This is a genomic window from Traorella sp. mt218, assembly GCF_055420025.1.
In genome coordinates, this window is the sequence record NZ_JBVAYM010000010.1 from 1 (window position 1) to 26,864 (window position 26,864).

The 26,864-nt window shown below is 38.0% G+C and carries 23 protein-coding genes, 4 tRNA genes and 1 riboswitch; of the genes, 17 read left to right on the plus strand and 10 right to left on the minus strand.

What is annotated here, in order from left to right; translation table 11 throughout:
* Nucleotides 1-48: 48 nt before the first annotated feature.
* Nucleotides 49-816, minus strand: coding sequence for a 4Fe-4S binding protein (locus ACZYT3_RS06335; protein WP_464088083.1), 768 nt, complete (start codon nt 814-816; stop codon nt 49-51).
* Between the two features lie 115 nt (nt 817-931).
* Between ACZYT3_RS06335 and ACZYT3_RS06340 the strand changes: the two genes are divergently transcribed.
* Complete coding sequence (locus tag ACZYT3_RS06340; RefSeq protein WP_464088084.1) at nt 932-1,363, plus strand: RrF2 family transcriptional regulator; 432 nt, start codon at nt 932-934, stop codon at nt 1,361-1,363.
* Between the two features lie 602 nt (nt 1,364-1,965).
* On the opposite strand, the gene ACZYT3_RS06345 is transcribed toward ACZYT3_RS06340, so the two are convergent.
* The 4 genes from ACZYT3_RS06345 to ACZYT3_RS06360 all read right to left on the minus strand — a co-directional run bounded on the left by ACZYT3_RS06345 (nt 1,966) and on the right by ACZYT3_RS06360 (nt 6,349).
* A complete protein-coding gene (locus ACZYT3_RS06345) occupies nt 1,966-2,283 on the minus strand; it encodes a hypothetical protein (RefSeq protein WP_294561058.1) in 318 nt (105 codons plus the stop codon).
* 74 nt (nt 2,284-2,357) lie between these two features.
* Nucleotides 2,358-2,442, minus strand: a riboswitch (SAM riboswitch).
* 76 nt (nt 2,443-2,518) lie between these two features.
* Nucleotides 2,519-2,604: transfer RNA gene (locus ACZYT3_RS06350), tRNA-Leu, on the minus strand.
* 240 nt (nt 2,605-2,844) lie between these two features.
* Entirely contained in the window at nt 2,845-4,626 is a 1,782-nt protein-coding gene (locus ACZYT3_RS06355; RefSeq protein WP_294561057.1) for an ABC transporter ATP-binding protein, read from the minus strand.
* Entirely contained in the window at nt 4,619-6,349 is a 1,731-nt protein-coding gene (locus ACZYT3_RS06360; RefSeq protein ID WP_294561056.1) for an ABC transporter ATP-binding protein, read from the minus strand. Before ACZYT3_RS06360 ends, ACZYT3_RS06355 begins: the two co-directional genes overlap by 8 nt.
* Before the next feature lie 83 nt (nt 6,350-6,432).
* Here ACZYT3_RS06360 and ACZYT3_RS06365 point away from each other — a divergent pair, with 83 nt between their 5' ends.
* The 3 genes from ACZYT3_RS06365 to ACZYT3_RS06375 all read left to right on the plus strand — a co-directional run bounded on the left by ACZYT3_RS06365 (nt 6,433) and on the right by ACZYT3_RS06375 (nt 9,173).
* Complete coding sequence (locus ACZYT3_RS06365; protein WP_294561055.1) at nt 6,433-7,251, plus strand: MerR family transcriptional regulator; 819 nt, start codon at nt 6,433-6,435, stop codon at nt 7,249-7,251.
* A 273-nt stretch (nt 7,252-7,524) separates the two neighbouring features.
* Nucleotides 7,525-7,599, plus strand: a tRNA-Arg gene (locus ACZYT3_RS06370).
* An 857-nt stretch (nt 7,600-8,456) separates the two neighbouring features.
* A complete protein-coding gene (locus tag ACZYT3_RS06375; RefSeq protein WP_464088085.1) occupies nt 8,457-9,173 on the plus strand; it encodes a LytR/AlgR family response regulator transcription factor in 717 nt (238 codons plus the stop codon).
* A gap of 32 nt (nt 9,174-9,205) precedes the next feature.
* Here ACZYT3_RS06375 and ACZYT3_RS06380 read toward each other — a convergent pair whose 3' ends face one another.
* A complete protein-coding gene (locus ACZYT3_RS06380) occupies nt 9,206-10,864 on the minus strand; it encodes a sensor histidine kinase (protein WP_464088086.1) in 1,659 nt (552 codons plus the stop codon).
* A 202-nt stretch (nt 10,865-11,066) separates the two neighbouring features.
* On the opposite strand from ACZYT3_RS06380, the gene ACZYT3_RS06385 reads away from it, so the two are divergent.
* From ACZYT3_RS06385 to ACZYT3_RS06415, 7 genes are all read left to right on the plus strand, one after another.
* A complete protein-coding gene (locus tag ACZYT3_RS06385) occupies nt 11,067-11,588 on the plus strand; it encodes a hypothetical protein (protein WP_464088087.1) in 522 nt (173 codons plus the stop codon).
* Between the two features lie 720 nt (nt 11,589-12,308).
* Nucleotides 12,309-15,758, plus strand: a complete 3,450-nt coding sequence (locus ACZYT3_RS06390) for a hypothetical protein (RefSeq protein ID WP_464088088.1) — start codon at nt 12,309-12,311, stop codon at nt 15,756-15,758.
* Between the two features lie 12 nt (nt 15,759-15,770).
* Complete coding sequence (locus tag ACZYT3_RS06395; RefSeq protein ID WP_464088089.1) at nt 15,771-17,444, plus strand: hypothetical protein; 1,674 nt, start codon at nt 15,771-15,773, stop codon at nt 17,442-17,444.
* A complete protein-coding gene (locus ACZYT3_RS06400) occupies nt 17,441-17,932 on the plus strand; it encodes a hypothetical protein (RefSeq protein WP_464088090.1) in 492 nt (163 codons plus the stop codon). The genes ACZYT3_RS06395 and ACZYT3_RS06400 overlap by 4 nt, the downstream gene beginning before the upstream one ends.
* Complete coding sequence (locus ACZYT3_RS06405; protein ID WP_464088091.1) at nt 17,925-19,022, plus strand: hypothetical protein; 1,098 nt, start codon at nt 17,925-17,927, stop codon at nt 19,020-19,022. Before ACZYT3_RS06400 ends, ACZYT3_RS06405 begins: the two co-directional genes overlap by 8 nt.
* Nucleotides 19,019-19,510, plus strand: a complete 492-nt coding sequence (locus ACZYT3_RS06410) for a hypothetical protein (RefSeq protein WP_464088092.1) — start codon at nt 19,019-19,021, stop codon at nt 19,508-19,510. Before ACZYT3_RS06405 ends, ACZYT3_RS06410 begins: the two co-directional genes overlap by 4 nt.
* Nucleotides 19,503-20,399: a hypothetical protein gene (locus tag ACZYT3_RS06415; protein ID WP_464088093.1), complete on the plus strand. Its 897-nt coding sequence runs from the start codon at nt 19,503-19,505 to the stop codon at nt 20,397-20,399. Before ACZYT3_RS06410 ends, ACZYT3_RS06415 begins: the two co-directional genes overlap by 8 nt.
* Before the next feature lie 107 nt (nt 20,400-20,506).
* Here the strand turns inward: ACZYT3_RS06415 and ACZYT3_RS06420 are convergent, their stop codons facing one another.
* Nucleotides 20,507-21,106 carry a hypothetical protein gene (locus tag ACZYT3_RS06420; protein WP_464088094.1) on the minus strand — a complete coding sequence of 200 codons (600 nt, stop codon included), beginning with the start codon at nt 21,104-21,106 and terminating at the stop codon, nt 20,507-20,509.
* A gap of 154 nt (nt 21,107-21,260) precedes the next feature.
* Nucleotides 21,261-21,337: transfer RNA gene (locus ACZYT3_RS06425), tRNA-Arg, on the minus strand.
* 300 nt (nt 21,338-21,637) lie between these two features.
* On the opposite strand from ACZYT3_RS06425, the gene ACZYT3_RS06430 reads away from it, so the two are divergent.
* The 6 genes from ACZYT3_RS06430 (at nt 21,638) to ACZYT3_RS06455 (ending at nt 25,521) form a co-directional block, all read left to right on the plus strand.
* Entirely contained in the window at nt 21,638-22,744 is a 1,107-nt protein-coding gene (locus tag ACZYT3_RS06430) for an Mbeg1-like protein (RefSeq protein ID WP_464088095.1), read from the plus strand.
* 78 nt (nt 22,745-22,822) lie between these two features.
* Nucleotides 22,823-24,028 carry an FprA family A-type flavoprotein gene (locus ACZYT3_RS06435; protein WP_464088096.1) on the plus strand — a complete coding sequence of 402 codons (1,206 nt, stop codon included), beginning with the start codon at nt 22,823-22,825 and terminating at the stop codon, nt 24,026-24,028.
* Nucleotides 24,028-24,270: an RDAC family protein gene (locus ACZYT3_RS06440; RefSeq protein ID WP_294561068.1), complete on the plus strand. Its 243-nt coding sequence runs from the start codon at nt 24,028-24,030 to the stop codon at nt 24,268-24,270. The genes ACZYT3_RS06435 and ACZYT3_RS06440 overlap by 1 nt, the downstream gene beginning before the upstream one ends.
* 63 nt (nt 24,271-24,333) lie before the next feature.
* Nucleotides 24,334-24,409: transfer RNA gene (locus tag ACZYT3_RS06445), tRNA-Asp, on the plus strand.
* 151 nt (nt 24,410-24,560) lie between these two features.
* Nucleotides 24,561-24,851, plus strand: a complete 291-nt coding sequence (locus ACZYT3_RS06450) for a hypothetical protein (RefSeq protein WP_464088097.1) — start codon at nt 24,561-24,563, stop codon at nt 24,849-24,851.
* Nucleotides 24,835-25,521, plus strand: a complete 687-nt coding sequence (locus ACZYT3_RS06455) for a hypothetical protein (protein ID WP_464088098.1) — start codon at nt 24,835-24,837, stop codon at nt 25,519-25,521. The genes ACZYT3_RS06450 and ACZYT3_RS06455 overlap by 17 nt, the downstream gene beginning before the upstream one ends.
* 12 nt (nt 25,522-25,533) lie before the next feature.
* Here ACZYT3_RS06455 and ACZYT3_RS06460 read toward each other — a convergent pair whose 3' ends face one another.
* Together ACZYT3_RS06460 and ACZYT3_RS06465 are read right to left on the minus strand one after the other, a co-directional pair.
* Nucleotides 25,534-25,866 (minus strand): type II toxin-antitoxin system PemK/MazF family toxin, encoded by a 333-nt coding sequence (locus ACZYT3_RS06460; RefSeq protein ID WP_294561070.1) that lies wholly within the window; start codon nt 25,864-25,866, stop codon nt 25,534-25,536.
* On the minus strand, nt 25,866-26,855 hold the full coding sequence (locus tag ACZYT3_RS06465; RefSeq protein WP_464088099.1) for a LolA family protein: 990 nt from the start codon (nt 26,853-26,855) through the stop codon (nt 25,866-25,868). The genes ACZYT3_RS06460 and ACZYT3_RS06465 overlap by 1 nt, the downstream gene beginning before the upstream one ends.
* Nucleotides 26,856-26,864 lie beyond the last annotated feature (9 nt).

Here is a 26,864-nt window from a genome sequence, read left to right on the forward strand (position 1 = left end):
ATCATCAGAATCTTTAATCTTATTTCTACGATTTGCTTTTAACCTATACTAATAATATAATTCGTTGTTTTTTCTTTCCGAACAAGCTTTTTTGATAGCTAATGCAGCCATTGCTACAAGGGCACCATTTACTTTTCGGGCAGATTGCGGACATATTGAAACACATCGCATACATGAAATGCATTTTTTACTATTTGTTTCTTTTGGATTATTCAAGTCAATGGCCTGAGCAGGGCATTTTTCTGCACAGATCCCACAAGAATTACAATTTTTATCTGCTTTTGGAATCAAAGGTGTACTTCCGGCCTTTTTATATGGATGGTTGCCCGGGATGTTAGCTGTTGTCCAGCCGGAAGGATTTGTATGGATTTTTTCCAGAATCTGTTTCGCAAATTGATGTAATTCTTCTTTATCTTTTTCATCAGGTCTTCCGGTTGCATACTGGTGCATGATGGAATGCTCGGCAATTGCAGCAACAGCGGCAATGGTTTGGAAGCCACATTGTTCAGCTGTATCCTGTAATTCTACTAATGTATCTTCATAAGCTCGATTTCCATAGACACATACAAGAACGCTCATTGCACCATTACCATGAATTTCTTTTAATCGGCTGATGGCCAATTCCGGTACTCTTCCTCCGAAAGATGGTACCGCGATCAATGCAACATCTTCTTTTTGTAATTGGATTTCATTGAAATCTTTATTTGCATCTGACAGATCAATTCTTTCAAAAGATGGATCCCATGATGTCATGATCGTATCTACTACTTTTTGTGTACCGCCTGTTGGACTGAAAACAATTTGAATAAATTTCATATTAAAACCTCCTGTAAAAAATAACATTACAACAAGTATAATACCGCATAGCTGTAAAGTCAATATTTACAGGTTAATCAATTATGATATAATAAGCAAAAGGAAAGTGATTTATATGCATATAAGTAAAAAATGTTCAATTGCGATCCATTGCCTTATTTTCATTCATGAATATGGGGATAAGGTAAAGGTTACCAGTGATCTTGTTTCAAAATCTACAGGCATTAGCGCAGTTACCATTCGTAATATTTTCAGCAGTTTGAAAAAAGAAGGTATCTTATCTGTAAAAAATGGTACAGGAGGAGCCTTGATCCAATGTCCATTAGAAGATATTTCTCTTTATCGGATATGTCAGGCACTTGAACCAGACTTTTTATCACATTTAATAGGTATTCATGATTCTCCATCTTCGTTATGTCCGGTAGGAAAGAATATTCATGCTGTATTGGATATGTCTTATGATATCATCAGGAATGATTTAAAAAAGAGTCTTGAAACCATAACGATGAAAAAAGTTATTTCTGATTATGAAAAAATGAATCAGTAATACAGCAAGGAAAATAAAAGAAGTTATAAAAATATTTATCTTATAAATTAAACGACAGTTGATCTACATCAGCTGTCGTTTAATGCTATTCATATTTTTCTAATAAATTTATTACACATGTATATGTAATTTCATGCAGAGAAAAATACATAATTTGCCTTTGCTTTATCCATGGTTTTCTTTTGTTTATCCGATACAACAGTATAGGGATAAACACCAAAAAGAAATGGAAAAAAAGTAGATAATATTTTAAATCTGTATATGGGACATCAGTTTTAAAAATCGTGTTCTTTTTTCTAATGAGCCGGCGATTTCGTTTGCGAAATCTTCGATAGATATTTTTTCATAAGTATCATATAATTTTTGTAAATCATGATTCCAAAGTTCATATTCCTGTTGAAGAAGAGCTAAAAAATCTCTTCTTTTCTCTGAAAATAATGATAAATATCGGTACGTGCTAAAGAAGTCGACAGCTTCATCAATTAAATAAGAAACAAACATTCTTTCCTTGGATAGAAGAATTTTAGTGATTAAACAGGGGGGATATAAAATTTTAAATCTGTTTTTTTGATGCATCTCATAATAAAGAGTAAAATATCATCTCAGTTCGATGATTCATTCATCAAGTAAGTGTCATGTTGTATTAGTTTCTTATAATCAACTCGAATAATCGTATCTTTATATTTTGGTGTTGATGCGATTTTCCAGCACAGAATGGAAATAAAAGCTACTTTATGATCTGAATGGACGGCCATGAATGATGAAATATGATGGCTCTTTTCAAAGAGATTGCCATCGACCCATCTTGCTTTTAAAGAAAGAAGTTCATCTTTGAAATGTTCTTTGGTTTCTTCATCTTTCAAGTAAAACCAAACACTGTCACTTTTACATTCCTGTAATACTTTTTCTACATAATTCATAAATATTTCCTCCTTATCAATTCCTATAAAGAGAAAAACGACCCCATAGCTACAATGGGATCGTATTTTTTTATTTCCCATCGTACAAGCATTAGCACCTTGCTTTTGCAGGTTGCTGTGTGGTCATTGAGCTTGTCTCTCGCACACTCTTTATAGGTAATCTTATTATATCATATTTGAGGTTAATAGAACAGAACATAAAAAAAGTGCCACAACAAGGCACATTATATCAATATGGTGCGGACGATGAGATTTGAACTCACACGAGCATACACTCACTACCCCCTCAAAGTAGCGTGTCTACCATTCCACCACGTCCGCAGGTACTTATATATATTACTCATTTTTCTTAAATAAGTAAAGAGAATTTTTTGAAATTATATTTTTTCGATTACAATTTATCGAGAAGTAAATAATGAAAAATATATATTTTTATTTTTTAGAGGGTAAAAGATATTTTTATGTTATAAAATGGTAAGCGCAAAACTTATGTCAGAAATTTAAGCTTTTCCTTTAAGTAAATCGTAATAAACGACTCGATCACTGGATCGAGTCGCTATTTTATTCAGCATCAGCAAACTGTGAATTATACAGTTTTTCATAAAAGCCTTTTTTTGCCAACAATTCTTCATGAGTCCCTTGTTCAATAATATCCCCATGATTCATGACCAGAATTAAATCAGCATTCCGAATTGTTGATAAACGATGTGCAATCACAAAGCTTGTTCTTCCTTCCATGACACGGTGCATCGCTTCCTGGATCATTTTTTCCAAACGTGTATCAACAGAAGATGTTGCTTCATCCAAGATCAAGATCTTTGGATCTTTTAAGATGGCACGGGCAATCGTTAACAACTGTTTTTCACCTTGTGAAATGTTGTTGGCTTCTTCATTGACCAATGAATGATAACCATCCGGTAATGTTCGAATAAAGTGGTGAACATTGGCCATTTTTGCTACGGCAATGATTTCATCTTTACGTGCATTTAAACGGCCATAACGAATGTTATCATAGATGCTGCCTGAAAATAACCATGTATCTTGAAGGACCATTCCAAACATATCACGAAGTTCACCACGTTTCATATCTCGGATATCTACACCATCAATACAAATACTTCCGCCACGTACATCATAGAAACGTAATAACAAATTGATCAAAGTTGTTTTACCTGCACCTGTCGGACCAACAATTGCCACCATTTGACCACTTTTGACTTCAATGTTGAGATCCTTTATCAGATCTGTTTCACCATAACCAAATCGTACATGCTTGAATGAAACATTTCCTTTCATGTTTTCGATATGCTTTGGTGGATCCAGCTCAGCAATTTCTTCCTCTTCATTTAAGATTTCCATCACACGTTCCATGGCAGCAAAGGCTGCTTGAATTTGCGATGAAAGTGAAGAAATTTGAGAAAGAGGGTCATTGACTTGCCAAATATAACGGACAAATGCTTGTAAGTTTCCAACAGAAATATTACCTGCCAGAATCTGGAAGGTTCCTACAACAGCAACAGTTCCGATCGTCAAATATGTAACTAATGAATTTAAAGGTCCAATCGTACTTGAAATAAATTGAGCTTTGCATGCATTGCTGCGCAAATGTTCATTAAGCTTCTTAAACTTTTCAATCGAATCTTCTTGTTTGTTGAATAACAAGATTTCATTGTATCCCGTGTACATTTCCGTGATCGCACCATTTAAAGCACCGAGGGCATCCTGCTGTGCTTGGAATCGTTTTTGTGAACGGGTGACAATAAAGATCGTAATCAAAAGCGATAAGGGAATGATCATAAAAGCAATCAACGCCATCAAAGGTGAAATACGAATCATCATGATAAGCGCTAAGGTAATCGTTAAGATACCACTGACTACATTGACAAAGCTCTGTTGGAGGGCATTGCTGATTGCATCCACATCATTGGTGATACGACTTAGCACATCGCCAAATGGGTGATTATCAAAATAACGGACCGGTAAACGACGAATCTTATTTTGCAATGCATTTCGTAAATCTCGCATCGCATGCTGGATCGCATTGGTTAACCAAGTAATCGCAAAGACCTGGGAGAGTGTCTTCACAAGATAAATCAGAGCCAGGATCACTATGATCTTGATAATGGCATCGAATTGGATCTGTAATCTGCCTAAGCTTTCAGCAAGCGTAATGTCATCCGCTAATTGAGTGGTGATCATTCCTTCAACACTTGGTGCTAAGACCATGGCTACAACACTGAGGATGACCATGACAATAGCTCCGATAAACTGCCATTTATAAGGAGCGATAAAAGGTCTGATTCCGGAAATTGTTTTCGTAATCGAAGTTAATTTCTTATTCATGAGCCAATTCCTCCTCACTTAATTGAGATAATGCAATTTCTCGATAAATTTGACAGTTCTTCAACAATTCTTTATGAGTTCCGTGGCCAATCACATTTCCTTCATTTAACACAATGATCTGATCAGCATCCATGATCGTAGAAATACGTTGAGCAACAACGATCACAATTGAATTTTTAGTTTCTTTTTTCAATTCGTTACGTAATGTCGCATCTGTCTTAAAATCAAGCGCTGAGAAAGAATCATCAAAAATATAGATTTCAGGTTTTCTCACTAAAGCACGTGCAATAGAGAGTCGTTGTTTTTGACCGCCTGAAATATTGGTCGCACTTTCCGTAATCTCTTCATCAAAACCATGCTCTTTTTCCATGATGAAGGAATAAGCTTGTGCCACTTTGGCAGCATGTTCGATTTCTTCTCTTGTCGCATCAGGTTTTCCAAAGCGAATATTATCCGCAATCGTTCCATGGAATAAAAAGGCTTTTTGAGGAATGACTCCTAAACGTGACCGTAAGTCCATCACATCATAATCACGAATATCGACACCATTGATACGGATAGCTCCTTCACTGACATCATAAAAACGAGGAATCAGGTTAACAAGGGTACTTTTTCCTGAACCCGTACTTCCGATAAAGGCAATCGTTTCTCCTTTTTTCGCAGTGAAGCTGACATCTTTTAAGACAGGTTCTTCACCATCCGGATAGACGAAAGTCACATGATCAAAGGTAATCGTTCCATCTTGTTCATTTCCACTCATGCTTCCTTCATTCCGAATCAATGGTTTTGTATCTAAGACTTCCCGGATACGTTTTGCACTGACTGCTGCCCGCGGATACATCATAAACACAGTACAGAATAACATGATTGAAAACATCGCATGGAACAAATAATCCATGAAAGCCACAAGTTGTCCTAATGAGAGCTGGCCATTTTGAATCAATAATGAAGCAACCCAATAAATACATAGACCTGCAACATTCATGAGCATGAAGAAAATAGGTGATGTCATCATCATGATCTTAAACAATTTCTTTGATTGAGAAGTGAATTGTTCATTGGTTTCATCAAAACGCTGCTGTTCATATGCATCATTATCAAACGCACGAATGACACGGATCCCACTTAAGTTTTCACGTGAGATACGATTCAATCGGTCAAGCAGCGATTGTTGTTTTTCAGAAATCGGCTGACTTATTTTCGCAACAAATACCACCCCTAAAATGATCAAAGGAATTGTTGCGGCAATGATACCACTTAAAGGTAACGATGCTTTTGCAGTCATAAAAAAACTCGCAATAAACATGATCGGTGTCATGAGCGCGGTTCGTAACAAGACATTCACAAACATTTGAATTTGGAAGGCATCGTTATTTGTTCTTGTGATCATTGATGAAATTCCAAATTGATTGAATTCGTAAGCCGTAAATGTCTGCGCATGAGCAAAAATATCATTTCGGATATCACGCGTAATTGCCGTGGAGATATTGGCACAACAATAACCAAGCAAGATCGTCATGCTGACTCCAATAACAGAAATCGTTGCCATGATCAATCCCATTTGAATCAAATAATTCGTATCAGCATTTTGAACTCCAACATCGATCATATCGGCAATGATCGTTGGAATTCCCAGCTCAACAAGCACAAATCCAAATGCTGAGATGACATTGATTAAAAATAATTTTTTATATCGCTTTAAATATTTTAAAATAAGTTTCAAACTTTCACATCCTTTCTTGACGAATTGTGCGAACTCATTTATCATAAACTATAATGTAACATGATAGTCAAGGGGAGATCGTGATGAAAAAAGAAAAATATTTAACAGCCGGTCAATTTGCCAAGATTTGTGGTGTTCCAAAACATGTTTTGTTTCATTATGACGATATTGGTTTATTCCAACCAATCTATGTCAATGAACATGGATATCGTTATTATTCTTATCACCAATATGATACATTTTCTGCCATCCTCAATCTAAAGAAAATTGGCATGTCATTAAAAGATATCCAATCCTTTCTTCAACAACGTGATCCGCATTTATTTCTTGGACTTCTTGATGAAAAGTTTGAAGAAGTCGATCGTGAGATCCAACAATTGCTTTCATTAAAAAAGATGATGAACTCGATGAAAGAGAGCACCTTGTTTGCTGTGACCCATAAAGAGGAAGATATTTGTATCAGGGAATATCCTGAAGAAATTTTGCTTTGCAGCAATGATCTTGAAAATACTTCAAGTAAAAGCTTTGCTTCATTTATGGAGGAGTATGCTCATTTTTGCCGTGAAAATCATGTTTTTACTCAAGAAGCGGTGGGTTGCATGTTGAAGATCGATAAGATCAAAAATCAGGATTATTTAGATTTTTCTTATTTATTTATGATCACCGACCAACATTTTGATCAAAATACACATATTCGTAAAAAAGGAAAATATCTTTGTGGCTGGCACAGAGGTAATTATGATACGATCAATCAGACGTATCAAAAAATGATTGACTATGCAGCAATGCATCAATTGCGATTAGGTACGTATGCTTATGAAGAATATTTGATTGCGGAAATTGCTCAAAAAGATCATGATCAGTATGTCACTTATATCCGTATGGAAATGGATCCTGATTGATTCTTTCGTCTTTAAATGTATATGAAATATTCCTTGATTTCATCTTCATAAAATTCTTTCTTTCAATTATAAGTGGTATGACGGAATCATGTTTGATATTCATCATGATTTTTGATCCTCTCATTTCCTTCTTCCCTTCATCCAAAAAATAGAGTATAATACTTATGTTCTTTGAAATGATTTAAATGTTTTCTTAGGTAAATGGATATACAAGATCTTCCTAAGTAGAAGTTCTTATGTTAACATGGTACTGGGCTCATCTATCACACCTTTCTCCTCATAGTTAAATGGATATAACAAGTCCCTCCTAAGGATTAGTTGTAGGTTCGATTCCTACTGAGGAGGCCATTGAGAATTACCGAAAAACTTTTTATGTATTAGTTTTTCGGTTTTTTTATTATTTAGTCAAAAATAAAATAATACTTAAAGTCATCACACAATTGATTAGCGTGTTAATCAAAATGTTCAAAAATAAGGGAACTATTAACATACTCAGGTTTGATCATATATAGGATAACTGGCATTAAATATGCTGATTCTTGTGGGAACAGTAAAAATGAGCGATAAGATCATAGAAATGATGGGATTATAGTTTAAACTTACGGTAACTATCCCCTAACTTTTAAATATAGTTTCTGGTATATTTAATTTAAAGTTAGGGGTAAATTTCCTTGAATTATAAAGAAGATCGATTTAGATGTCATCATATCCGATTACTTAAAGATTCTTTTAAAATTTCATATTTTATCCTCATACTAACAGGTAATGTTAGTATGAAGATAAAATCAACACTTATTACTTAAAGAAATTACAAATTACGTTACTAAAACTTTTAATACAATTATTCCAATACATAACATAATAAATGATATGAATATGGGATAATAGTGTATATAGATAACAATAACAAGTTGCAGAGATTGATTCTAAGAAAACCATTTTTTTGAAATATAGTCATGACAAAATTTCAAAATCTGTCACTAAGCTCCTATGCTTAAGTATCGGTGCTCCTAGGAGTTAGTTGAGGTTTCGATTCCCCCAGAGGCGACATTGAGAATTAGCGAAAGTTTTTGGCTAATGAAAAAGGATGGTTTGTTAATTAAAGAAAAAATAGTCTTTTTACCATATTTTATGATAAAAAAGATCTATTCTTGAATAATTTGTTTGAAATTGTTATATTTATAATATTTAAAGGAGGCAAAGAGATGGGCATTTATCGTCTGGCAATTTGTGAAGATGATGACAGTATTCGTAAAGAGCTTTGTTCGCTTTGTCATGAAATCTTAATAGATAAAGAGATTGAACATGAAATTCAGGATTTTTCTTCAGCAATTGATCTTGAAAAGAAATTAATAGCAGAAAGTCATCCTTTTGATTTACTGCTGTTAGATATTCAGATGGAAGGCATGACCGGCATGGAATTAGCCCGTACATTAAGAAAACGTGGAGATCGTGTCAGTGTGATCTTTGTAAGCGGATGTGAAGATTATCTTGTTGAAGGCTATGAAGTACAGCCGGTTCATTTTTTATTAAAACCAATACGCAGCGATGCTTTGGAAAATGCATTGCGAGTAGATTGGGAGCTCAATCATAAACCTAAATCAATTTTACTGCGTGTGGGAAGCAAAAATGTTTCGATACTTTTGAATCAGATTTGTTATATAGAAAGTTATAATCATGATATTATCGTGCATCTGGAGAAAAATGAGGAAAAAACATTTTCATTTTCGTTGAGCCGTTTAGAAAATCAGCTGCCATCCGATCAGTTTTGCCGCTGTCATAACAGCTATTTAGTGAATCTTGCTTATGTAGAAGAAATTACCCGATCATCACTTACGCTTCGTGGAGGAAGCAAGATTCCGATTGGACGAACCTACTATAAGACGCTTCAGCAAGCTTTTATTCAATATATGAATAAATAAGAAAACAATGATCGAAATGTGATCATTGTTTTTTAATGCTTTGGCAGCTGCAGGGCTGTTTGTATTGTAAAGACACCATTATTGGTATAAGAGATATCAAGCATACTGTGATATTTCTCTGCGATGGCAGACATCTGTGTCAGACCAAAGCCATGGAAATGCGTATCGCTTTTTGTCGTCTGTGGGAGTCCGTTCTCACCTTCATTGATCTGATGATCAAAGCTGTTTTCACATTTAATGGCTAGAAAACCGTTTTTGTATTCTGCTTTGAAATAAATGAAACGCTTTTGTGATTCACCAAGATGATTTGTTGCTTCTAAGGCATTATCCAGCATGTTCATTAAAAGTGTACAGAGATCATTATCTGAAATTGGCAGCTCGTTTGGAAGATGGGCATGAGCATCAAAAAGGGTTTTTTGTTCCATGGCCCGTGCTGCCGCATCTTGTAAGATGATATTAACAGTGATATTGTCAGAGAAAACAGTTTGTATCTGATTTGAGGTTTGTTGTTTCAATGATTCAAGCAATGTATCTAATCCTTCATAATCCTTTTGATGAATTAAAGCTTCCAGTACGGTCAATTGATGGCGCATTTCGTGACGTATGGATGCCGTTTGTCGAATTTTTGATTCCATGTTGTGATAATCATTCATGATCAGTTGGTTTTTCAACGTGAGCATTTGGGTATGGGCATGCTGTTGGGCAATGGATTGTATGAGCCAATAAGCAGAAATCATGGCACAGATAATAGCCAGCCATAATGTTAGCCAGTACAGAAGACCATCATAGTAACCATATGTAAGCAGGCCTTTAATAGCACCATTCAAATAATCAGCAAGATAACCTCCAGTCATGGCAGAGAAGAAATAGGCGACAATCAGGACAATGCTGCTGCATATCGCAGCTTTTCCTAAAAAGGTCCAGAAATTACGGCGATGATTCATGGCGATATAGATCATTAATGCACAAGGTGACAGCCATGAAAACTCAGCTCGCCCAAAAAAGCTGACAGCTTCTTGCGGAAGAAAGTAATAACCACAGCTTTGTATCAGACGATAGGCACATAAGCCTACTAAAGCAATGGAAAGAGGCAGCAGGCTCCATTCGATCTGTCTGCGTAAAACACTTAGTATAAATAATCCGAATACCAATAATAAAGCCATGGCAGAAAAGCCGGCAGGAATACCGTAAAGGTTAGCATAGGACATCGATTGGGTGTCATTATAGCCTTCAGGGATGAATCGTAGCATCGGCGGAAACATCACATTTGTATTATCTAAGATCTTACAGGTCATGATAAGCTCACCACTGACTTCATCATTGAGGGGAATCTGTGCGGAAGACATGGAATATATCGAAAAGGGAAGTATTGCCGAAGATTGATAGATTTCTTTTCCATTGAGGGATAAAGTTAACTGCAAACCATTTGTTTCAAATAAAAGGGAGCCGTTTCCTAAATTTTCAGGAAGCGAAGCGGTAAAACGATATGTTCCTTTCTGTTCAGAATTTGTCGAATATTCGTCAATGATAAAAGGTTTTTCTTCACCATTTTCCAAGATTTGCATGGAAGTTTGCCAGTCAATATAAATGATTTCTTGCTTTGTTACGGTGAATAGGTGCAGAAACCAGAAAACAGCAATACATAGTAATAGAAACATCAGGCCATATATCCATTTTAATACTTTTTCCATCCTATTCTCCTCCATATAATATCTTACTTTTTTATTTATTTTACTTGAGTGTCATCTGTTTTACAAGCATAAAGAAAATCTTTCGTAAACGGTTACGATTAAAGCGTAAACAACTACACAATATTTGCGAAAAAAGTATTACAATAAAATCAGAGATATGTTGCTTTTTTATGAAAATTAAATAAATATAAGGAGGGATATCATGTCTGAAAAACAAGGCATCGTTCTGACGAAGAAAAAAGCAATTGCTCTTGCTGCGATAGCTTTATTATTGGTCATTGGCGGTGTAATGCTGGGAATGCAGCTTGTCAATCAAAATGAACCGTCGATAAGTGCAGTTACGCCTGATCTGGATGAAAATGCACTAGATTGGGAAGGGGAAATTCCAATCGAACAAGGTGACAAAGAGCAGGAAGGAATTGCGATTCCGGGTTATAAGGTCATTGGATTAAAAGCAGATCAGCGGGAGCAACAGGTGAATTTCTATAATCCACAAGTCAATGACTGTTATTTTGTAATCAGTTTATTGCTGGAAGATGGAACGGAGCTTTGGAAGTCAAAACTGATTGCACCGGGTAAGGGATTATATGAAATTGAATTAAATCAGACACTTTCTGCTGGTACTTATGAAAATAGTATCTTGAAATATGAATGCTTTGCAATGGATGATAACTTAAGTGAGTTAAATGGCGGTGAAGTTCAACTGACATTGGAGGTAGTATGACGATGAAAAAGAGATTTCGAAAAATTTCATTGCTTTTGGTGTTTACATTATGGGTGACCTGTTTACCGACAGCAACCATGGATGTAGAAGCTGCACAAACAATCACCGTAAATGAGGATCAAACGATTGAGAACCAGACGATCACGGGTGATGAAGGAAGTGCGGCAGTGATTGTGAAATCCGGAAAGACACTGACTTTGAAAAATGTGACGATCAATGCGGCACAGGGACAATCGGCGATTTATATAGAAGGCAGCGGGACGCTTGTCATTGAAGGGATTGTTAACGTAAATGGTGGTGATGGCTATGTAAGCTTTTCCTCTAACGTATATACATCGTATAGCGGTGGTGCAGGTATTGAAGTACCGAGTGGCTCTGCGGTGACGATCAAGGGCAGTGGTACGCTGAATGTGACCGGTGGTGATGCTTCAGATGGTACACCGGGTACTATGCCGTCAGAACCCGGATCCAAAGATTATGGCTCTATTGGAAAAGGTGGCGGAGGTGCCGGCGCTGGTATCGGTAGTCGTGGTGCATCTACATCCGGCTCCACACCGCAGGCAGGTACGATCACGATCAATGATGATAATCTTCGCATCGTAGCAAAAGGTGGCGAAGGCGGTATTGGTGGAAGTGGATCCGATGGCGGCCGTTATTCACAGTTATTTTATGATGAAAAGAATATTTCGGTCCCGATATTATGGTACTCTACGGATGTTTATGCAACACGTCAAGGCGGCTATGGCGGAAATGGCGGCGGGGGGCGGAGGCTATCCTGCCGCAGGTATCGGTTCCGGCGGTGCTGCTGGTGGAGATGGTGGTGCCGGTGGTATTCCTGCCCAAGATTATGGAGAAGGGATGGCTATCTTTAACGGCTTTGCCTATATAGTTGACGAAGATGTTCTTATCGCTGCCGGTGGCGGAGGCGGCGGAGGCGGCCAAGGTTATGTCAGCGGAGGCGGCGGAGGTGCCGGTGAAACCCATGTTGCGGAAATCTCTGTACGTTCCGGCGGCGGTTCGGTAAGTGAAGTTTACCATCCGAATCGAGAACCTTTAATTACCTATGGAACTGGTGGAGCCAGTGGTAATGCCGCTACTGATCCGGCAGATGAGCCAGCTTTTAATGGTGTAACCGGAACAAATGCCAAAGGTGGAACCGCCGGTATTGGCAGTACTTCACCCGGCAATGGAGGAGTGGCAGGTATCGGTCAGGATTCCGAACGAAAAGCATCTTCCGGAAACAATGGCAAGATGGCTGGAAACAAAGGTAACGGCGGTACGGTCATCTTATCGGGTGGTGTCGTTACTGCTAAAGGCGGCGAAGGCGCACAGGATATCGGCTCCGGTGGTGGTAACGGTTCAAACAGCGGGACCTTACGTATAACCGGCGGTCAGTTGTATGTAGAAAAAACGGATAACATCGTTCAGCCGGTCAATGCCAAAGGAAAGAAACTTTATGGTGCTATCATTTATCCAAGCATTACAACAGGTTTAAGTAATAGTATGACTACGGACGTTACCATCAACGGTTCCACACAGACCATGCGTTTTGGTGATGCATCCAACGGACACATGTGTGTATGGCTGGAAGAATCCAATGATCCTTATAATATCACTGTATCTTATCCTACTACGACGGAATTTATAGTGACAGTAAAAAATGGTACGGTCGATATCAAAAACCCGACAGTAGTTGTCAATCAGATCAATATTTATAATACGACTCTTGTCATTTGGGGAAATCAATGGTTTACGATTGGAACGAGTGTAACCCAAGCTTATAATAGGGATGTTTTTGCGAGTGAAGGTATTGATATTTTCGCTTATACCGGAACGACCGGGCCATCGAGGGGAAATATTACCGAAAATACAACCTTTGAATTATACTGCTATGACCCGAGTGCAAATCAATATCCCCCTGTTTATGAGTATTATACTTATGAGGGAGGCGTTCTTCTTGCCTCCGATGGCCGGGATTACAATTTTATTATAGATCAATCTACTTATATAAGAGATATGTATCTCGGACATGCCAATGATTTTTCAGGGGGCACGGTAACGATCGAAACACTGGGAAGTGCGACCATTAAAGCAATGAGCATGATGAATAATAATGGAATGACCATTGAATTTACAGGAGATGAAAACAGTTCCCTGACGATCGGTGATTATGCCGGCACAAGCTGGGAATGGGATGAACCTTCCCCGATAACAAATGCAAGTGGTTCAAAATTATTTGGTACAATAACCACAAGATATCCGGTTGCGGGTGCTGTCTACAACAATGAATACTCTCTCAGTAAGCAAGAAGGTACAAACAGTGATGCTGATATTATGATGAATAGCGAAGGAAAGGTTACCATCAATAGAATCGTTTCGGGATTCAAAAGAGGAAGCGGAGCATTTAGTGGTACGCCTCAGATTGAAGTAAATAAGGGTCGTCTTGCGATCAGCAGCATGACTTTCGATCAGACCTATTATGATTCTGGTAAATCAGCAGGTGAATCAGGTGATTTGATAGCAAAAGGTGGTACCTTCATAAAAAGCGGAGATGCTTATACAAAAGCTCCAACAACTTTGCAGAATATTATTTCCGGCACAGTGAAGGTTAGTGCAGGTGCTTCCGTCCTGTCTGCTGATGTACAGCTCGATGAACAACTCACAAGCAGCAGCACTGCACGAGTCATATCCATCAGCGGATTACCAGCAAACCAGCATTTGACAAAGATTGCTAAATCGAGTGATCCTAATGTAGGATTGGGTGATTTTAGTAATGCGGATATATGGACGGATGGTAATGGTACTTATACAACGGTAGTGACTCCTTCAGATGCAGGAAAGAAATTATATTTTGAGGATGCCAATGGAAATCCATATTATTACTATGTAGATAAAGATTTGGATGGTTCAATGTCATTCAAACAAAATAGCTTCTCTCAAATTTCAGAAACTTTCCCAAGCAATGCAACAGCCAATAGCCATATAGATATTTATGAAAAATTCTGGGTATATGATGATCAAATTTATAAGTTTAACTATGTAGGTGGCGATAATGCGATAGTCAAAGAGATACGGACATATAATCGTAATACTACTTATCCGATTCCTGATATCACTTTGCACGATCAGGTGAATATTAGAATCGATGTTGGAACAGGTATTAGCTTTATTGGAAAAAATAAGACCATTGACGGAGATGGCAGTGTTATGATTTATGGCTCTGGTATAACAACAGAAGGCATTAATATAAAAACAAATTCCGTCGATCTAAGAAATGGAGTATATACACTGGCATCGTTGGATTGTGATGATATTAAGATCAATTATGCGTCGGTCAAAATGACGGATGGCAGTCCGATAGTAGGTGCAACCAATCTTGATGGAAACGCCGTATATCTGACAAAGATTTTGCAATCAGATATGAAGAGTGGTCAATATCGCGTTTTTGAAAACAGCTCAGGTATTCTTTCACGTACAGAATTAGCACATCAAAATGATGCGTATTATTATATATATGTAACAAAGGATTCTAAAACCATAGGACAAAGTGGTGGTACTTTAGGAAGTAATAATAATACTTATCTATTAACGTTTAATGAAGAAGAGCAGATCATGGATGTTGTAACGGATGATCGGGAAACATATCGTGCAAGAATTGCGAGAATTGACATTACAAAGAGCGATCTTGAAATTTTGAATATGAAGTCATTAGAAAATCAAAGGTATTTCTTCTTCAAGTATGATGGAGGTTTTTATAGAAAAGAAGATTATGATTACCCTGATGATCTATTAAAAAATTATTTTGAAATAGGAAATACAAATAATATTAATCCACAAATAATAAAAAACCGTATCATTATCAATACGACAAGACCTGTGACAATTCTTTTGGATAACATTACCATGGAAACAGATCTCAGTTGCATTGAACTAGGTGAAAACACAGATGTAACACTGGTGTTACGTGGAACGAATAAGCTGACTTCAAAGAATGAAGCTGCTATTCGAGTACCAGAAAGCGCTACTTTGAAGATTAAAGCTTATGTGAATTCGGAAACGGGGCTTGTGGATGGAGGCATATTGAATGCGACCGGTGGACTTTATGCAGCTGCAATTGGTGGTAATCAGAATGAAGTTGCCGGAACAATTCATCTGGAAAGAGGTACATAAAGTCTGACGGGTATGGGAAATCCAGCAATTGGCAGTGGAGCAGGTGAAGAAACGTCCGCAAACTCTATCATAGTTGCATCAGCATCTGTACAAGCAACTAATAGCAATGGTGACAGTGCTTTTGGTACTGCACTAACAAATGCAGAGAAAGAAAACCTCTCGCCTTTAGTGTTGTTAAATGGCCTCGGCGATGCCAGCATTACAATGAATGATACAGAATTAGGTGTTGTGAATGATAATGGTTTGGATTATGTATATGTTCCAACGATTTCAGGAAATCAAACGGCAACCGTTGTGGCAAATGAGCAATCTTATATGGTGCAAGCATTGAACTTGAAAGAAGTGGCAAATGGACAAGTACAAATCTATCAAAATGTCGGTGATAAGACAGTGCGGGTACAAAATGGCGATTTGATTTTAGAAGGAAGTGTGCTGACAGTTAATGTATCACCAAATGACGGTTATGGAATGGAAGGTGGATTAAGTCAGGGTACATATGTGGTGAAGAAGTATGATGATGGACTGTATTTAGTATCGACTAAAACATTCTCTGACCAGTTGGTGATCAATGATGCTTGGACACCGCAGAATTCAGCAGCATCCATACAGACAGCCGGTGCGGTGCGGATGATGAGAGAATCATTAGCGTCTAACACACTTGCAGCTCGATCAACGAGCAGCTTACAATCACTGAGTTTAACACTGGAAAATGATGAAAATGTCTTGCAGGTTGCCAGCGGTTTGGAAAAAGGCAAAGCATCAGCTACATTGACAGCTTCCGGCAGTGGTGTGACAGCAGAACTGATCGTGGGCAATACTACGTTAGCAAGTTGGAAATTGACAGATATGCAAAGCACATATACCTACCAATGGGATCAATATTATGGAGATACTGTATCGATTCGCTTTAAGGGTACTGGAAATGTTGTGGTATCGGGTGTGATGGCTGCCAATGAACTGCCAATCACTCAATTGTATTCAACGTTTGGTGAAACATATACGGTTACATGGGGTGAATTAAATAATGTTGGTGAAGATGATCATCTATTGTTTAGCGTAGAACTTCAGGATAAGGATGGAAATACAGTTATTGATCGCAATCCGGCGAGTGAAGGTATCCAGGTAGCTAAAGGTTCAACCGTGGTGCTCGTCTTCCTTGGCAATCAGTCAGATAGCATCTTGGATGGTTTTGATATAACGTGGGAAGATGGTACTAAGGAAACGCTGAATCAGAATCGCTCAGAGATCAAACTAACACAGGATGTTACGATAGATGTCCGTTCACATCTGGCGCCTGAATATATTGTTGAGATTCCAAAAGAAGTAACGATTGTTGAAAGCGAGGATGAAAAAACAGAAATTGAGATTACTGCATCCAATATCAAGAATATGCTGGAAGGTGATTCACTGAATGTATTGATTAGCGGACTGGATGAAGAAGGCAATGCCGTATTGACAAGGCAATATGCGACAGATACGCTTTTGGTTCCTGTACAGGATGCACAGGGTAATGCCATTGGTAATAATGGTGTGGTTGCTACCTTTGAAAATAATGCATTGGAACCGACAGCAGGCGGTAAGATCGTGTTTGGTGAATTGAAAGGTGATAAGAAAGCAGGTACATATACGGGTAAACTGACCTTTACGTTCTCGTATAAGAGTATCCTGGAGGAGGGAGCAGAATGAAAAAGTTGATGATGGCAGGTATCGCTTGTGCCCTATTTACATCGATATCCTTTCCAATATTAGCGAATGATAATGAAGATAATCCTAATCCGAATGAAACGGTATTGAATTATTATCAGAAAGCAAATTATGTTGTATATATTCCTCAGAAAGCGGCCATTACTTTTGATACTGAAGTCAATTCAATCGGTGAGCTTAAATATTTAGAAGGTAATTTAGAACCGGATGCCTATGTAACGGTTTCACTGGAAAAGCAATCGCCATTGAAGGATGAAGGAGTAGATGCGATTCCTTATACAGTTTACAGTGGTGAAGAGGTTTTTGAAAAAGTTGTCTATGATGGACAGACGGCAATCGGAACGAGTACACCGCTGGCTGTTCATATCACAAAAGAGGCATGGGAAGCGGCCGCAGGCGGTGATTATGCCGCTACTTTGACCTTTCTGATCAGCTATACGAATCCGCATGAAGGAGAAGACAATGAATAGGTTCATAAGAAAAGGAATGGCCATCTTCCTGAGTGGTTGTGTATTTGCTCTCATGGTTTCACCGACATCAGCTGAGGAAACAGAGGTCACAGTAAGCGTACCAAAGCAGCATGAAGTAACCATAGATAGTAAGGATGGACGTATTGTAGTAAATCAGAGTGTTGTTAATACGAAGCTTCAGGCAGACCGTCACAGTGAAGTCACTTACTGGATCCTTCCGGATGCGGGGAAAGAGATTCAGACAGTGGTGTATGACGGTGTAGATGTCACGGATCAGGTTGCAGATCATGAATATACAGCACCGAAGCTGGTACGCGATGCATCATTAACAGTTACATATGGGGATATTGAAGCACCTGATGAGAATACCTATATCATCAATGGATCGATTACAGGTACAGATCAAACACCAGACAATCTGAGCCTGGAAATAGGCGGCAAGAAAACCATAATCGGCAAGGATGGCAGCTTTATTTTCCCGAATATTTCTTCAGGTTTACATACGATGGTGCTGATGAATCAGAATGAGAATATCCTTGCACATGGCGTATTAAACATCGAAAAAGCGCAGGATAACGATTTACAAACAGTGACTTCTGAAGATGGCAATATATCGATCATACCGAGTTTAAAAACAGGAAATATTGCTTTACAGATCTTGTTAGAGGAAGGACATCTTGTATTATTGGGTGCTGCGGATTCAACACCGGAATATATCATTAATATTCCAGAAAAGGTAACGATTGGTAATACAGGAAGTGAAGCCGAGATCACTGCATATAGTATCAAGAATATGCTGGAAGGTGATTCACTGAATGTTTCGATTAGCGGACTGGATGAAGAAGGCAATGCCGTATTGATAAGACAATATGCAACTGATACGCTTTTGGTTCCTGTACAGGATGCACAGGGCAATCCCATTAGCAATAATGACGTTATTGCCAGTTTTAAAAATAATGGATTAACGGCGGCAGAGGGTGGCAAGATTGTTTTTGGAGCTTTGACGGGAGAAAAGAAAGCGGGATCATACACGGGAAAACTGACCTTTACGTTCTCGTATGAGAGAACTTTAGAGGAGGGAACAGAATGAAAAAGTTGATGATGGCAGGCATCGTCTGTGCCCTTTGTGTATCGGGTTCCTTTCCGGTATTGGCAGATGAAAATGAGGACAATTCAAGTCCAAATGGAATGATACTAAGTTATTATCAGCAACCCGACTATCTCGTAAAGATTCCTTCAGAAGCAACGATCACCTTTGACAGTGAAATCAATTCAATCGGTGAACTTGAATATCAAAAAGGTAATTTAGAACCGGATGCCTATGTAACGGTTTCACTGGAAAAACAATCGCCATTGGAACAGGAAGAAAACAATACGATTCCTTATACACTTTATAGTGGCGAAGAGGTTTTTGAAAGTGTCGTCTATGATGAACAGACGGCAATCGGAACAAAGACACCGCTGGCTGTTCATATCACAAAAGAGGCATGGGAAGCGGCCGCAGGCGGCGATTATGTCGCTACTTTGACCTTTCTGATCAGCTATACGAATCCGCATGAAGGAGAAGACAATGAATAGGTTCATAAGAAAAGGAATGGTCATCTTCCTGAGTGGTTGTGTATTTGCCCTCATGGTTTCACCGATATCAGCAAAAGAAACGAAGGTTACAGCAAGCGTACCAAAGCAGCATGAGGTAACCGTAGAGAGCGAAGGCGGGCGCATCGTAGTGAATCAGAAGGTTGCCGATACAGTAATTCAGGCAGACCGTCACAGTGAAGTCACCTACTGGATCCTTCCGGATGCGGGGAAAGAGATTCAGACAGTGGTGTATGACGGTGTAGATGTCACGGATCAGGTTGTAGATCATGAATATACAGCACCGAAGCTGGTACGCAATGCATCATTGACAGTTACATATGGGGATATTGAAGCACCCGATGAGAATACCTATATCATCAATGGATCGATTACAGGTACAGATGAAACACCAGTCAATCTGAGTCTGGAAATAGGCGGCAAGAAAACCATAATCGGCAAGGATGGCAGCTTTATTTTCCCGAATATTTCTTCAGGTTTACATACGATGGTGCTGATGGATCAGAATGAGAATATCCTTGCATATGGCGTATTAAACATTGAAAAAGCGCAGGATAACGATTTACAAGCAGTGACTTCTGAAGATGGCCATATATCGATCATACCGAGTTTAAAAACAGGGAATATTGCTTTACAGATCTTGTTAGAGGAAGGACATCTTGTTTTATCAAGCGCTGCGGATTCAACACCACAGGAGGAAATAGAAAGTCCTGCAGAAGAGAATTCAAAAGAAGATTCTGAGGATGAGATAACAGGAGAAGCACCGCTTACGATGGATAATAGCCATCTGGGAGCTTATATAAGTTTATTCGCTGTAAGTGGTATCATTCTTATAGGCTTCATTAAAATGAAGAAGCAAAGAGTCGAATGATCCTGCCAAAGATAAAATTGAAAAGAGGATAAGACATAATGTCAAATCCTCTTTTTATTGGTGTTGAATAAAAAAAGGTGCTGAATAGCACCTAAGAAGTTGATACATTAGTTAGGGATGTAAAGATTTACCTGTTCTACAGATAAAATATTCATCGTGATCGTGTATTCACTTAACTGGTTCGAAGCTCCGGAATAAGATGAATTAAATAAACCATTTTCATAGTTTTCATCTGTATATTCCAATTCAACGACATCGCTCACTTCTAAATGAATCAGATAATATGTATCACCATGAGCTAAAATTGAACCTCTTGCTCCTACTTTTGCCAAGTTTTGAGCATTCTGTCCATCAGTTAAAACTACTGTTACAGTATCACCGTCAACTCTCCATGCATGGATCGTAGAAAGACCCGGTGTTCCATCAGGATTGACTGACATGATCTCAACCATTGTTTCTCCTTCTGGAGCTACATAACCCTCTTCTTTTGTCTGGGCAAGTGTAGCTAAATCTGAATCAATGCTTGAAAGCTCTTCTTTCGCAGCTTCGAGATCATCGCTATCCAGCATCTGCTTTGTGGAAGAAGCAGAAGTGTAAGTGTCTACATAAGTTGTAGAATTTCCTTCATCAGCTGCCGGTTCATTTGTGTTTGAGCATCCTGCCAGCAAGCATAAACTCAGGAAAGTAACTGTAATAAGTTTTTTCATATTTTTTTTGCCTCCTTTAGGATTTTATCCAAAAATATATTTATCACATTTTTTCACATTTTTCAACTATTAAATAAGATGTATGATGATTTTTTTTGTTGTTCACTGAACAAAATAAAAAAAAGAGCTATCGCAACAGCCCTTTTATTTATCATGGCGTGCTAGACAGGACTTGAACCCGCAACCCCCAGAACCGGAATCTGATGCTCTATCCAGTTGAGCTACTAACACATCACTTTAGAATTATACCATAAAATTCATGTGAAGACATAAAAAGTTTTATTTTTGATCAATTTCTTCAATTTCATGTTTCACTTAAATAGAATTTATATAAAATATCACACTGAGAAAATATTATTTATAAAAGCATCGGCTTGGCTGAGAGATGTTAGTATCTGTGTTTGAAAGGATATGTCAGATTTTTGCTCGTATTGCTGATTAATATAAGACAATGATATCATTATATAATAATCAGTAACGGAGATTGACTTATGACTTATTTCATATACAATTGAATATGGGAGTGATCGTATGAATCTGCTTGATTATGTGGCATGGCGTGGTGATCTTAGTTTTGAAGAGCGGGCATTCAATGAAATTGATTCTTTGATATTAAGCATTCTCTCTTATGAAAATTATGATGGGATCCTTGTAAAAGAAAGTGAAAAAACATTAAAGGAAACTGCTGATCGCTTTTTCCAAAAATATGATGAAGAAACATTGAAGAATCGGGTATCACTGACAAACCGCAGCTATGAATTACTAAAAGAAGCAGCAAAAACCGTGCGTTTTGGAGAACTTATCATGTGCCATTATGTGAATGAGGTGGATGAGCGACAGGAAGTACAGTTTGCGGCCGTGACGTTTTGTTATAGGAATGTGTGGAAATATATTGCTTTTCGTGGTACGGATGATACGATTGTCGGATGGAAAGAGGATTTTGCAATGACCTATCGAAATGAGGTCCCCTCACAGCATCGGGCAATGGAATATATCAAACAAATCGATGCAAGCTCCTCTCTGCTGGATAGGGCATTGAAAAAGAATGTTTATTATATTGGCGGTCATTCGAAAGGAGGCAATCTTGCCATGTATGCGGCAGCAGCTGTTCCGGCAAAGATTCAGGATCAGATCAGGCGTGTCGATAATTTCGATGGGCCGGGCTTTCATGAAGAGATGTGCAAAAGACCTTCGTTTCAAAGAATTCTTCCAAGGATTCATACCTATATTCCTACCGGCAGCATTTTTGGACGGTTGTTTACTCATTTTGAAAAAGTCAGTATCATAAAGAGTGATCAAAGCGGTCTTTTTCAGCACGATGCCTTTAGCTGGCATGTGACTGCCCAACATTTTGTTTATCAGGAGGATATGACTTTAGGAAGTGAAAAAGCCTCTGCGAAATTAAACGGTATGCTGGAGGAATATACACCTAAGCAGCGTGAAGAGCTGGTGTCTTCTCTATTCAGCGTCTTTGAGAAATTAAAGATTCATACGTTAAGTGATCTGACCAGACTTGATTTTTCTAAGGGAATCATGGCTATTCGTGAAATTAGCGCTTTAGATGGCAAAAGCAGAAAGGTATTGATCGATATGTTGAAGATCATCTGGGATGTGAGTGAAATATCACCATTTAAATAGTCATAATAATTGAAAATAACAGGTAAGTTGATTATAATAATAAAAGTTACTTTGAAGTATTTCAGGGGGTAAAAAATTATGCACTGTGTAAAAAAAGTAAAAGAAGATATCTATTATGTAGGCGGCAGTGACCGCAGGCTTGGACTGTTTGAAAACGTATATCCGATCCCGTATGGCATAACGTATAACTCATATTTGCTGATGGATGATAAAAAAGTGCTGATGGATACGGTAGATCGTTCAATCTCCCAGCAATTTTTAGAGAATATTGAATATGTTTTAGGAAATGAGTCCCTTGATTATCTTGTGATCCAGCATATGGAGCCAGATCACTGTTCCATGGTGAGCTGTCTTTTACAACGTTATCCGGATTTGAAAATTGTGGGTAATATGCAGGTTAAAAAAATGCTGAAGCAGTTTTTTGATTTGAATTTAGACAATTATTTGGAAGTAAAAGAAAACGATACCCTAAATACAGGACGTCATACCTTGAAGTTTATTAGTGCACCGATGGTTCACTGGCCTGAGGTCATGATGACATATGATGCATATGATAAAGTTTTATTTACAGCTGATGCCTTTGGTTCATTTGGAACGATGGATGGAAATCTGTTTGATGATGAGGTCAATTTCAAGAGCGAATGGCTGAGTGAAGCCAGACGTTATTATACGAATATTGTGGGTAAGTATGGTCCTCAGGTATTAAATGTATTAAAGAAATTGCCGACGTTGGATATCGAGCTTCTTGCTCCTTTGCACGGTCCGCTTCACCGAAGCGATATCGAATGGTATGTAGAGAAATATCAGAAATGGGCAAGCTATGAACCGGAAGATAAGGGAGTCTTGATTCTTTATGGATCGGTATATGGCAATACGGAAAATGCTGCCAATGTGTTAGCAAATGAGCTTTCATCAAGAGGAGTAAAGAATTTGAAGGTATATGATGTCAGTAAGACACATCCTTCTTATCTGATTGCAGAAGCGTTCAGATGTTCTCATCTTGTGACGGCTTGTGTGACTTATAACAGCGATATCTTTGTGAATATGGAGCATCTGCTTCATGATCTGAAGGCTCATAACCTGCAGAATCGTACCGTGGCACTGATGGAAAATGGCAGTTGGGCCTGTGCGGCCGGTAAGCAGATGAAGGATTTCTTTGAAGGTATGAAAAACATGCGCGTGCTTGAAGAAAAAGTAACGCTTGCATCTTCCATGAAAGAAGCCCAGCAAAAGGATGTAGAGGCTCTTGCAGATGCGATCGTTTGCAGTATGGAGAATGAATGATGGCTGAAATCAGCTTTCAGCATATTTTTGACATTAATCAGTTATTTAAAAAGAAGGGTATTGAGTATTCCATACATTTATTTGGCGGCTGTTCATCCTGTGGTGCTTATCTTCTCTGTGAGGGAGAAAATATTGGGCATGAGGAACTTGAAGCTGTCATGAATGAATATTTCAAAGAGAAATGGTTAAAGATTTATTTATCTGATGATTTATCCTTACGTGCGGAATCCCTGTTAAAATAAAATATGAAAAAAAAACTTGCGTATGAGTCACATTTAGTGTATCATAATAAAGCAAGTTTACATGGTCTAGTGGTGTAGTGGTTAACATGCCTCCCTGTCACGGAGGAGATCGTGGGTTCGAGTCCCATCTAGACCGCCATTTTTTATATCGGAAACTATGCCACGGCATAGTTTTTTTACATGCTAAGACAAAGAGGATCATTATTTAATTATAAATTTATTGTAAATACTTATATTGAATTAATAGTCATGGCGTTTTATAATATTAGACAGCAGGCAGGTGATAAATCATGGATTCTATAAAAAAATTAGTTAATAAGAAATCGTTTATGACAGGAGTAATTTTAATTTTACTGGTTTTGATTCTTTGGATTTATTTTATGGTTAGGCCGAATGATGAAAAAGAAGTTAAAATACAGAACGTGGAACTTGAGGAACTTCAGATATTTTTTGATAAAGAAATTCTTTCAGGGATCGAAGATTTGAGTATTGAAAAAGGAAGTGATGTCGATTTAGGGGCACTTGTTGATTTTGATGGAACGATCATTAAAAATGTAGAAACGGATGATAGTCAAAATTGATTATGATACGAAAGGAAATTATGAGGCCGTTTATACGATAACTTTTGATGGGGATTCACTTCGTGGGTTTTTAGATGAAAATGAGGCAAAAGTTTCATTTGATACAGAAGGTACAGAAGTCATTGTTCGAGTTGTGAGCGATATTACTATTACGGATAAAACCGAAAAGGAAAATGAAGAAGTATCATCAAATTCAGAAACAGGATCAAATCCATCATCAGAAAATAATACTTCTGCTTCTGATCCTACCGGCACTAATGAAAATACGAATAAAAGTCCTAATAAGGATACAGGTACCTCTCATCAGCATCAGTGGCAGCCGCATTATGCTGAAAGATGGGTATCGAATATCGTAACTGTCGTTGATGTTCCTGAACAGAAAGTAAGTGGTGCTCGTTTTTATGTAAAGGATGCGCAAGGAAATTTAGTAGCACAAGGTCCGACATATTGGTTTGAAAATGGTTTTACTTTAGATGATTTAAAAGAAATCATAAAAAATGGTATTAAGAATGCAGATGATGAAGGCTTTTATGAAGGTGTATATTATGGCAATTATCAAAATGTCACTAAAACGATTCCGGCTGTGACTCATGAAGAAGATCAGGGATATTATGAAAAATATATTGATTATTACTTTTGCAGCTGTGGCGCAACAAAAGGTGCTGAATAAAGCACCTTTTATTTATATATTCAAGGATATTTTTAAAGCTTGATCGACCATGGACATGATATGTTCATCTAAATGGGTGATCTTGCTTTTTAAGCGTTTCTTGTCAATCGTTCGAAGCTGTTCGCATAGGATCATGGAGATATAATCCAGCTGTTCGCTTTGAAAGATCACATGGGTGGGCAGGGGAGGCTTATTTAGTTTTTTTGATATGGGAACGATGATCAAGGTCGTTGAATGCTTATTTCCCATGTTGTTTTGAACAATGACCACCGGACGAATCCCTTTTTGTTCGCTGCCGATACCTCCTGCTAGATCGGCATAGTAGACATCACCTCTTTCGATCATTATTTCATGACGGCGACTTGCAGAGAGCTCATGACGCTCATCATTTCATCGACACTCAGTGTTTGTGAATATACATTCATTTCTAAATTCTGATAATAGCCTAAACAGCTTCCGCCGTCATAAAAGCCAACCATTTCGATCGTATCGATCATTTCTCCGGATTTAAATACGGTTTGGGTATCACCTTGAGCTTTTTTGAGCGTCTGTACGACCGTAAATGAATGCTCACCATCATATTCTAAAATATGTCGTACTTCACCGTTGACTTCATAGGTAGAGCTGTTGACAAGCTTGCTGTCATAGACGCTGACAGGATACAGAGGAAGATCGGCTTCGCTTATAAGAGAAGAAGATACGGTATTGTCCAATGTTTTCGGTGAATCAAAGATTTCGTCTTTAATATCGTTGTTGTACTCTACGCTGGAAAAAAGAATTTGAAGCTGTAAAGTATTCTGATCATCATAAATATGCACACTGATTGGTTTAGAGTCTTTGTCAAATAGAATTTCCTGTGTTTTATAAGTCTTATTGTTCGGATAATTGACATTGCTTTTGATAAGCGTTCCATCCTTTGTTTTTTCACTGATGCTGTCTTCCTGTCTGATGATGTCATACATCGTTTGAATCAGATAGGGTTTTGGTGAATTAAGCGGCCATTCGCCTTCAAATTTGAAGATCTGATTAAGGCTTGGGGTAATGACAAAGATACCTTCTTTGTTTCGTAATAGAATCTGTTCCTGATTCAAATTCTTATCAAAAAGAGAAACCTTGAAATATTGATCATTTTCTCCCTTTTTGAAATTAATTTCTAACATATAATTCTTAATATCTTCACCCTTGTTGATTTCCATTTCACCTTTGAGCGTATAGGTGTTTAGATCACTAAATACCCGGTCGGCTTTTTTCGCAAAGGAGGTAGGACGGAAGATGAAAAGACAAACGGCAATAATGAGTGTACCTGCAGCAATTAACATATATTTCTTTTTCATGAATGGTTC

What these genes read in the sequence shown, in the direction of transcription:
- ACZYT3_RS06415 (WP_464088093.1), top strand. Translation starts at nt 19,503, where the DNA reads ATGAATAGGTTCATAAGAAAAGGAATGGTCATCTTCCTGAGTGGTTGT.
- ACZYT3_RS06440 (WP_294561068.1), top strand. Translation starts at nt 24,028, where the DNA reads ATGGCTGAAATCAGCTTTCAGCATATTTTTGACATTAATCAGTTATTT.
- ACZYT3_RS06405 (WP_464088091.1), top strand. Translation starts at nt 17,925, where the DNA reads ATGAATAGGTTCATAAGAAAAGGAATGGCCATCTTCCTGAGTGGTTGT.
- ACZYT3_RS06385 (WP_464088087.1), top strand. Translation starts at nt 11,067, where the DNA reads ATGTCTGAAAAACAAGGCATCGTTCTGACGAAGAAAAAAGCAATTGCT.
- ACZYT3_RS06455 (WP_464088098.1), top strand. Translation starts at nt 24,835, where the DNA reads ATGATAGTCAAAATTGATTATGATACGAAAGGAAATTATGAGGCCGTT.
- ACZYT3_RS06395 (WP_464088089.1), top strand. Translation starts at nt 15,771, where the DNA reads ATGGGAAATCCAGCAATTGGCAGTGGAGCAGGTGAAGAAACGTCCGCA.
- ACZYT3_RS06430 (WP_464088095.1), top strand. Translation starts at nt 21,638, where the DNA reads ATGAATCTGCTTGATTATGTGGCATGGCGTGGTGATCTTAGTTTTGAA.
- ACZYT3_RS06365 (WP_294561055.1), top strand. Translation starts at nt 6,433, where the DNA reads ATGAAAAAAGAAAAATATTTAACAGCCGGTCAATTTGCCAAGATTTGT.
- ACZYT3_RS06400 (WP_464088090.1), top strand. Translation starts at nt 17,441, where the DNA reads ATGAAAAAGTTGATGATGGCAGGTATCGCTTGTGCCCTATTTACATCG.
- ACZYT3_RS06410 (WP_464088092.1), top strand. Translation starts at nt 19,019, where the DNA reads ATGAAAAAGTTGATGATGGCAGGCATCGTCTGTGCCCTTTGTGTATCG.
- ACZYT3_RS06460 (WP_294561070.1), bottom strand. Translation starts at nt 25,866, where the DNA reads ATGATCGAAAGAGGTGATGTCTACTATGCCGATCTAGCAGGAGGTATC.
- ACZYT3_RS06465 (WP_464088099.1), bottom strand. Translation starts at nt 26,855, where the DNA reads ATGAAAAAGAAATATATGTTAATTGCTGCAGGTACACTCATTATTGCC.
- ACZYT3_RS06355 (WP_294561057.1), bottom strand. Translation starts at nt 4,626, where the DNA reads ATGAATAAGAAATTAACTTCGATTACGAAAACAATTTCCGGAATCAGA.
- ACZYT3_RS06340 (WP_464088084.1), top strand. Translation starts at nt 932, where the DNA reads ATGCATATAAGTAAAAAATGTTCAATTGCGATCCATTGCCTTATTTTC.
- ACZYT3_RS06345 (WP_294561058.1), bottom strand. Translation starts at nt 2,283, where the DNA reads ATGAATTATGTAGAAAAAGTATTACAGGAATGTAAAAGTGACAGTGTT.
- ACZYT3_RS06420 (WP_464088094.1), bottom strand. Translation starts at nt 21,106, where the DNA reads ATGAAAAAACTTATTACAGTTACTTTCCTGAGTTTATGCTTGCTGGCA.
- ACZYT3_RS06435 (WP_464088096.1), top strand. Translation starts at nt 22,823, where the DNA reads ATGCACTGTGTAAAAAAAGTAAAAGAAGATATCTATTATGTAGGCGGC.
- ACZYT3_RS06390 (WP_464088088.1), top strand. Translation starts at nt 12,309, where the DNA reads ATGCAACACGTCAAGGCGGCTATGGCGGAAATGGCGGCGGGGGGCGGA.
- ACZYT3_RS06335 (WP_464088083.1), bottom strand. Translation starts at nt 816, where the DNA reads ATGAAATTTATTCAAATTGTTTTCAGTCCAACAGGCGGTACACAAAAA.
- ACZYT3_RS06450 (WP_464088097.1), top strand. Translation starts at nt 24,561, where the DNA reads ATGGATTCTATAAAAAAATTAGTTAATAAGAAATCGTTTATGACAGGA.
- ACZYT3_RS06375 (WP_464088085.1), top strand. Translation starts at nt 8,457, where the DNA reads ATGGGCATTTATCGTCTGGCAATTTGTGAAGATGATGACAGTATTCGT.
- ACZYT3_RS06380 (WP_464088086.1), bottom strand. Translation starts at nt 10,864, where the DNA reads ATGGAAAAAGTATTAAAATGGATATATGGCCTGATGTTTCTATTACTA.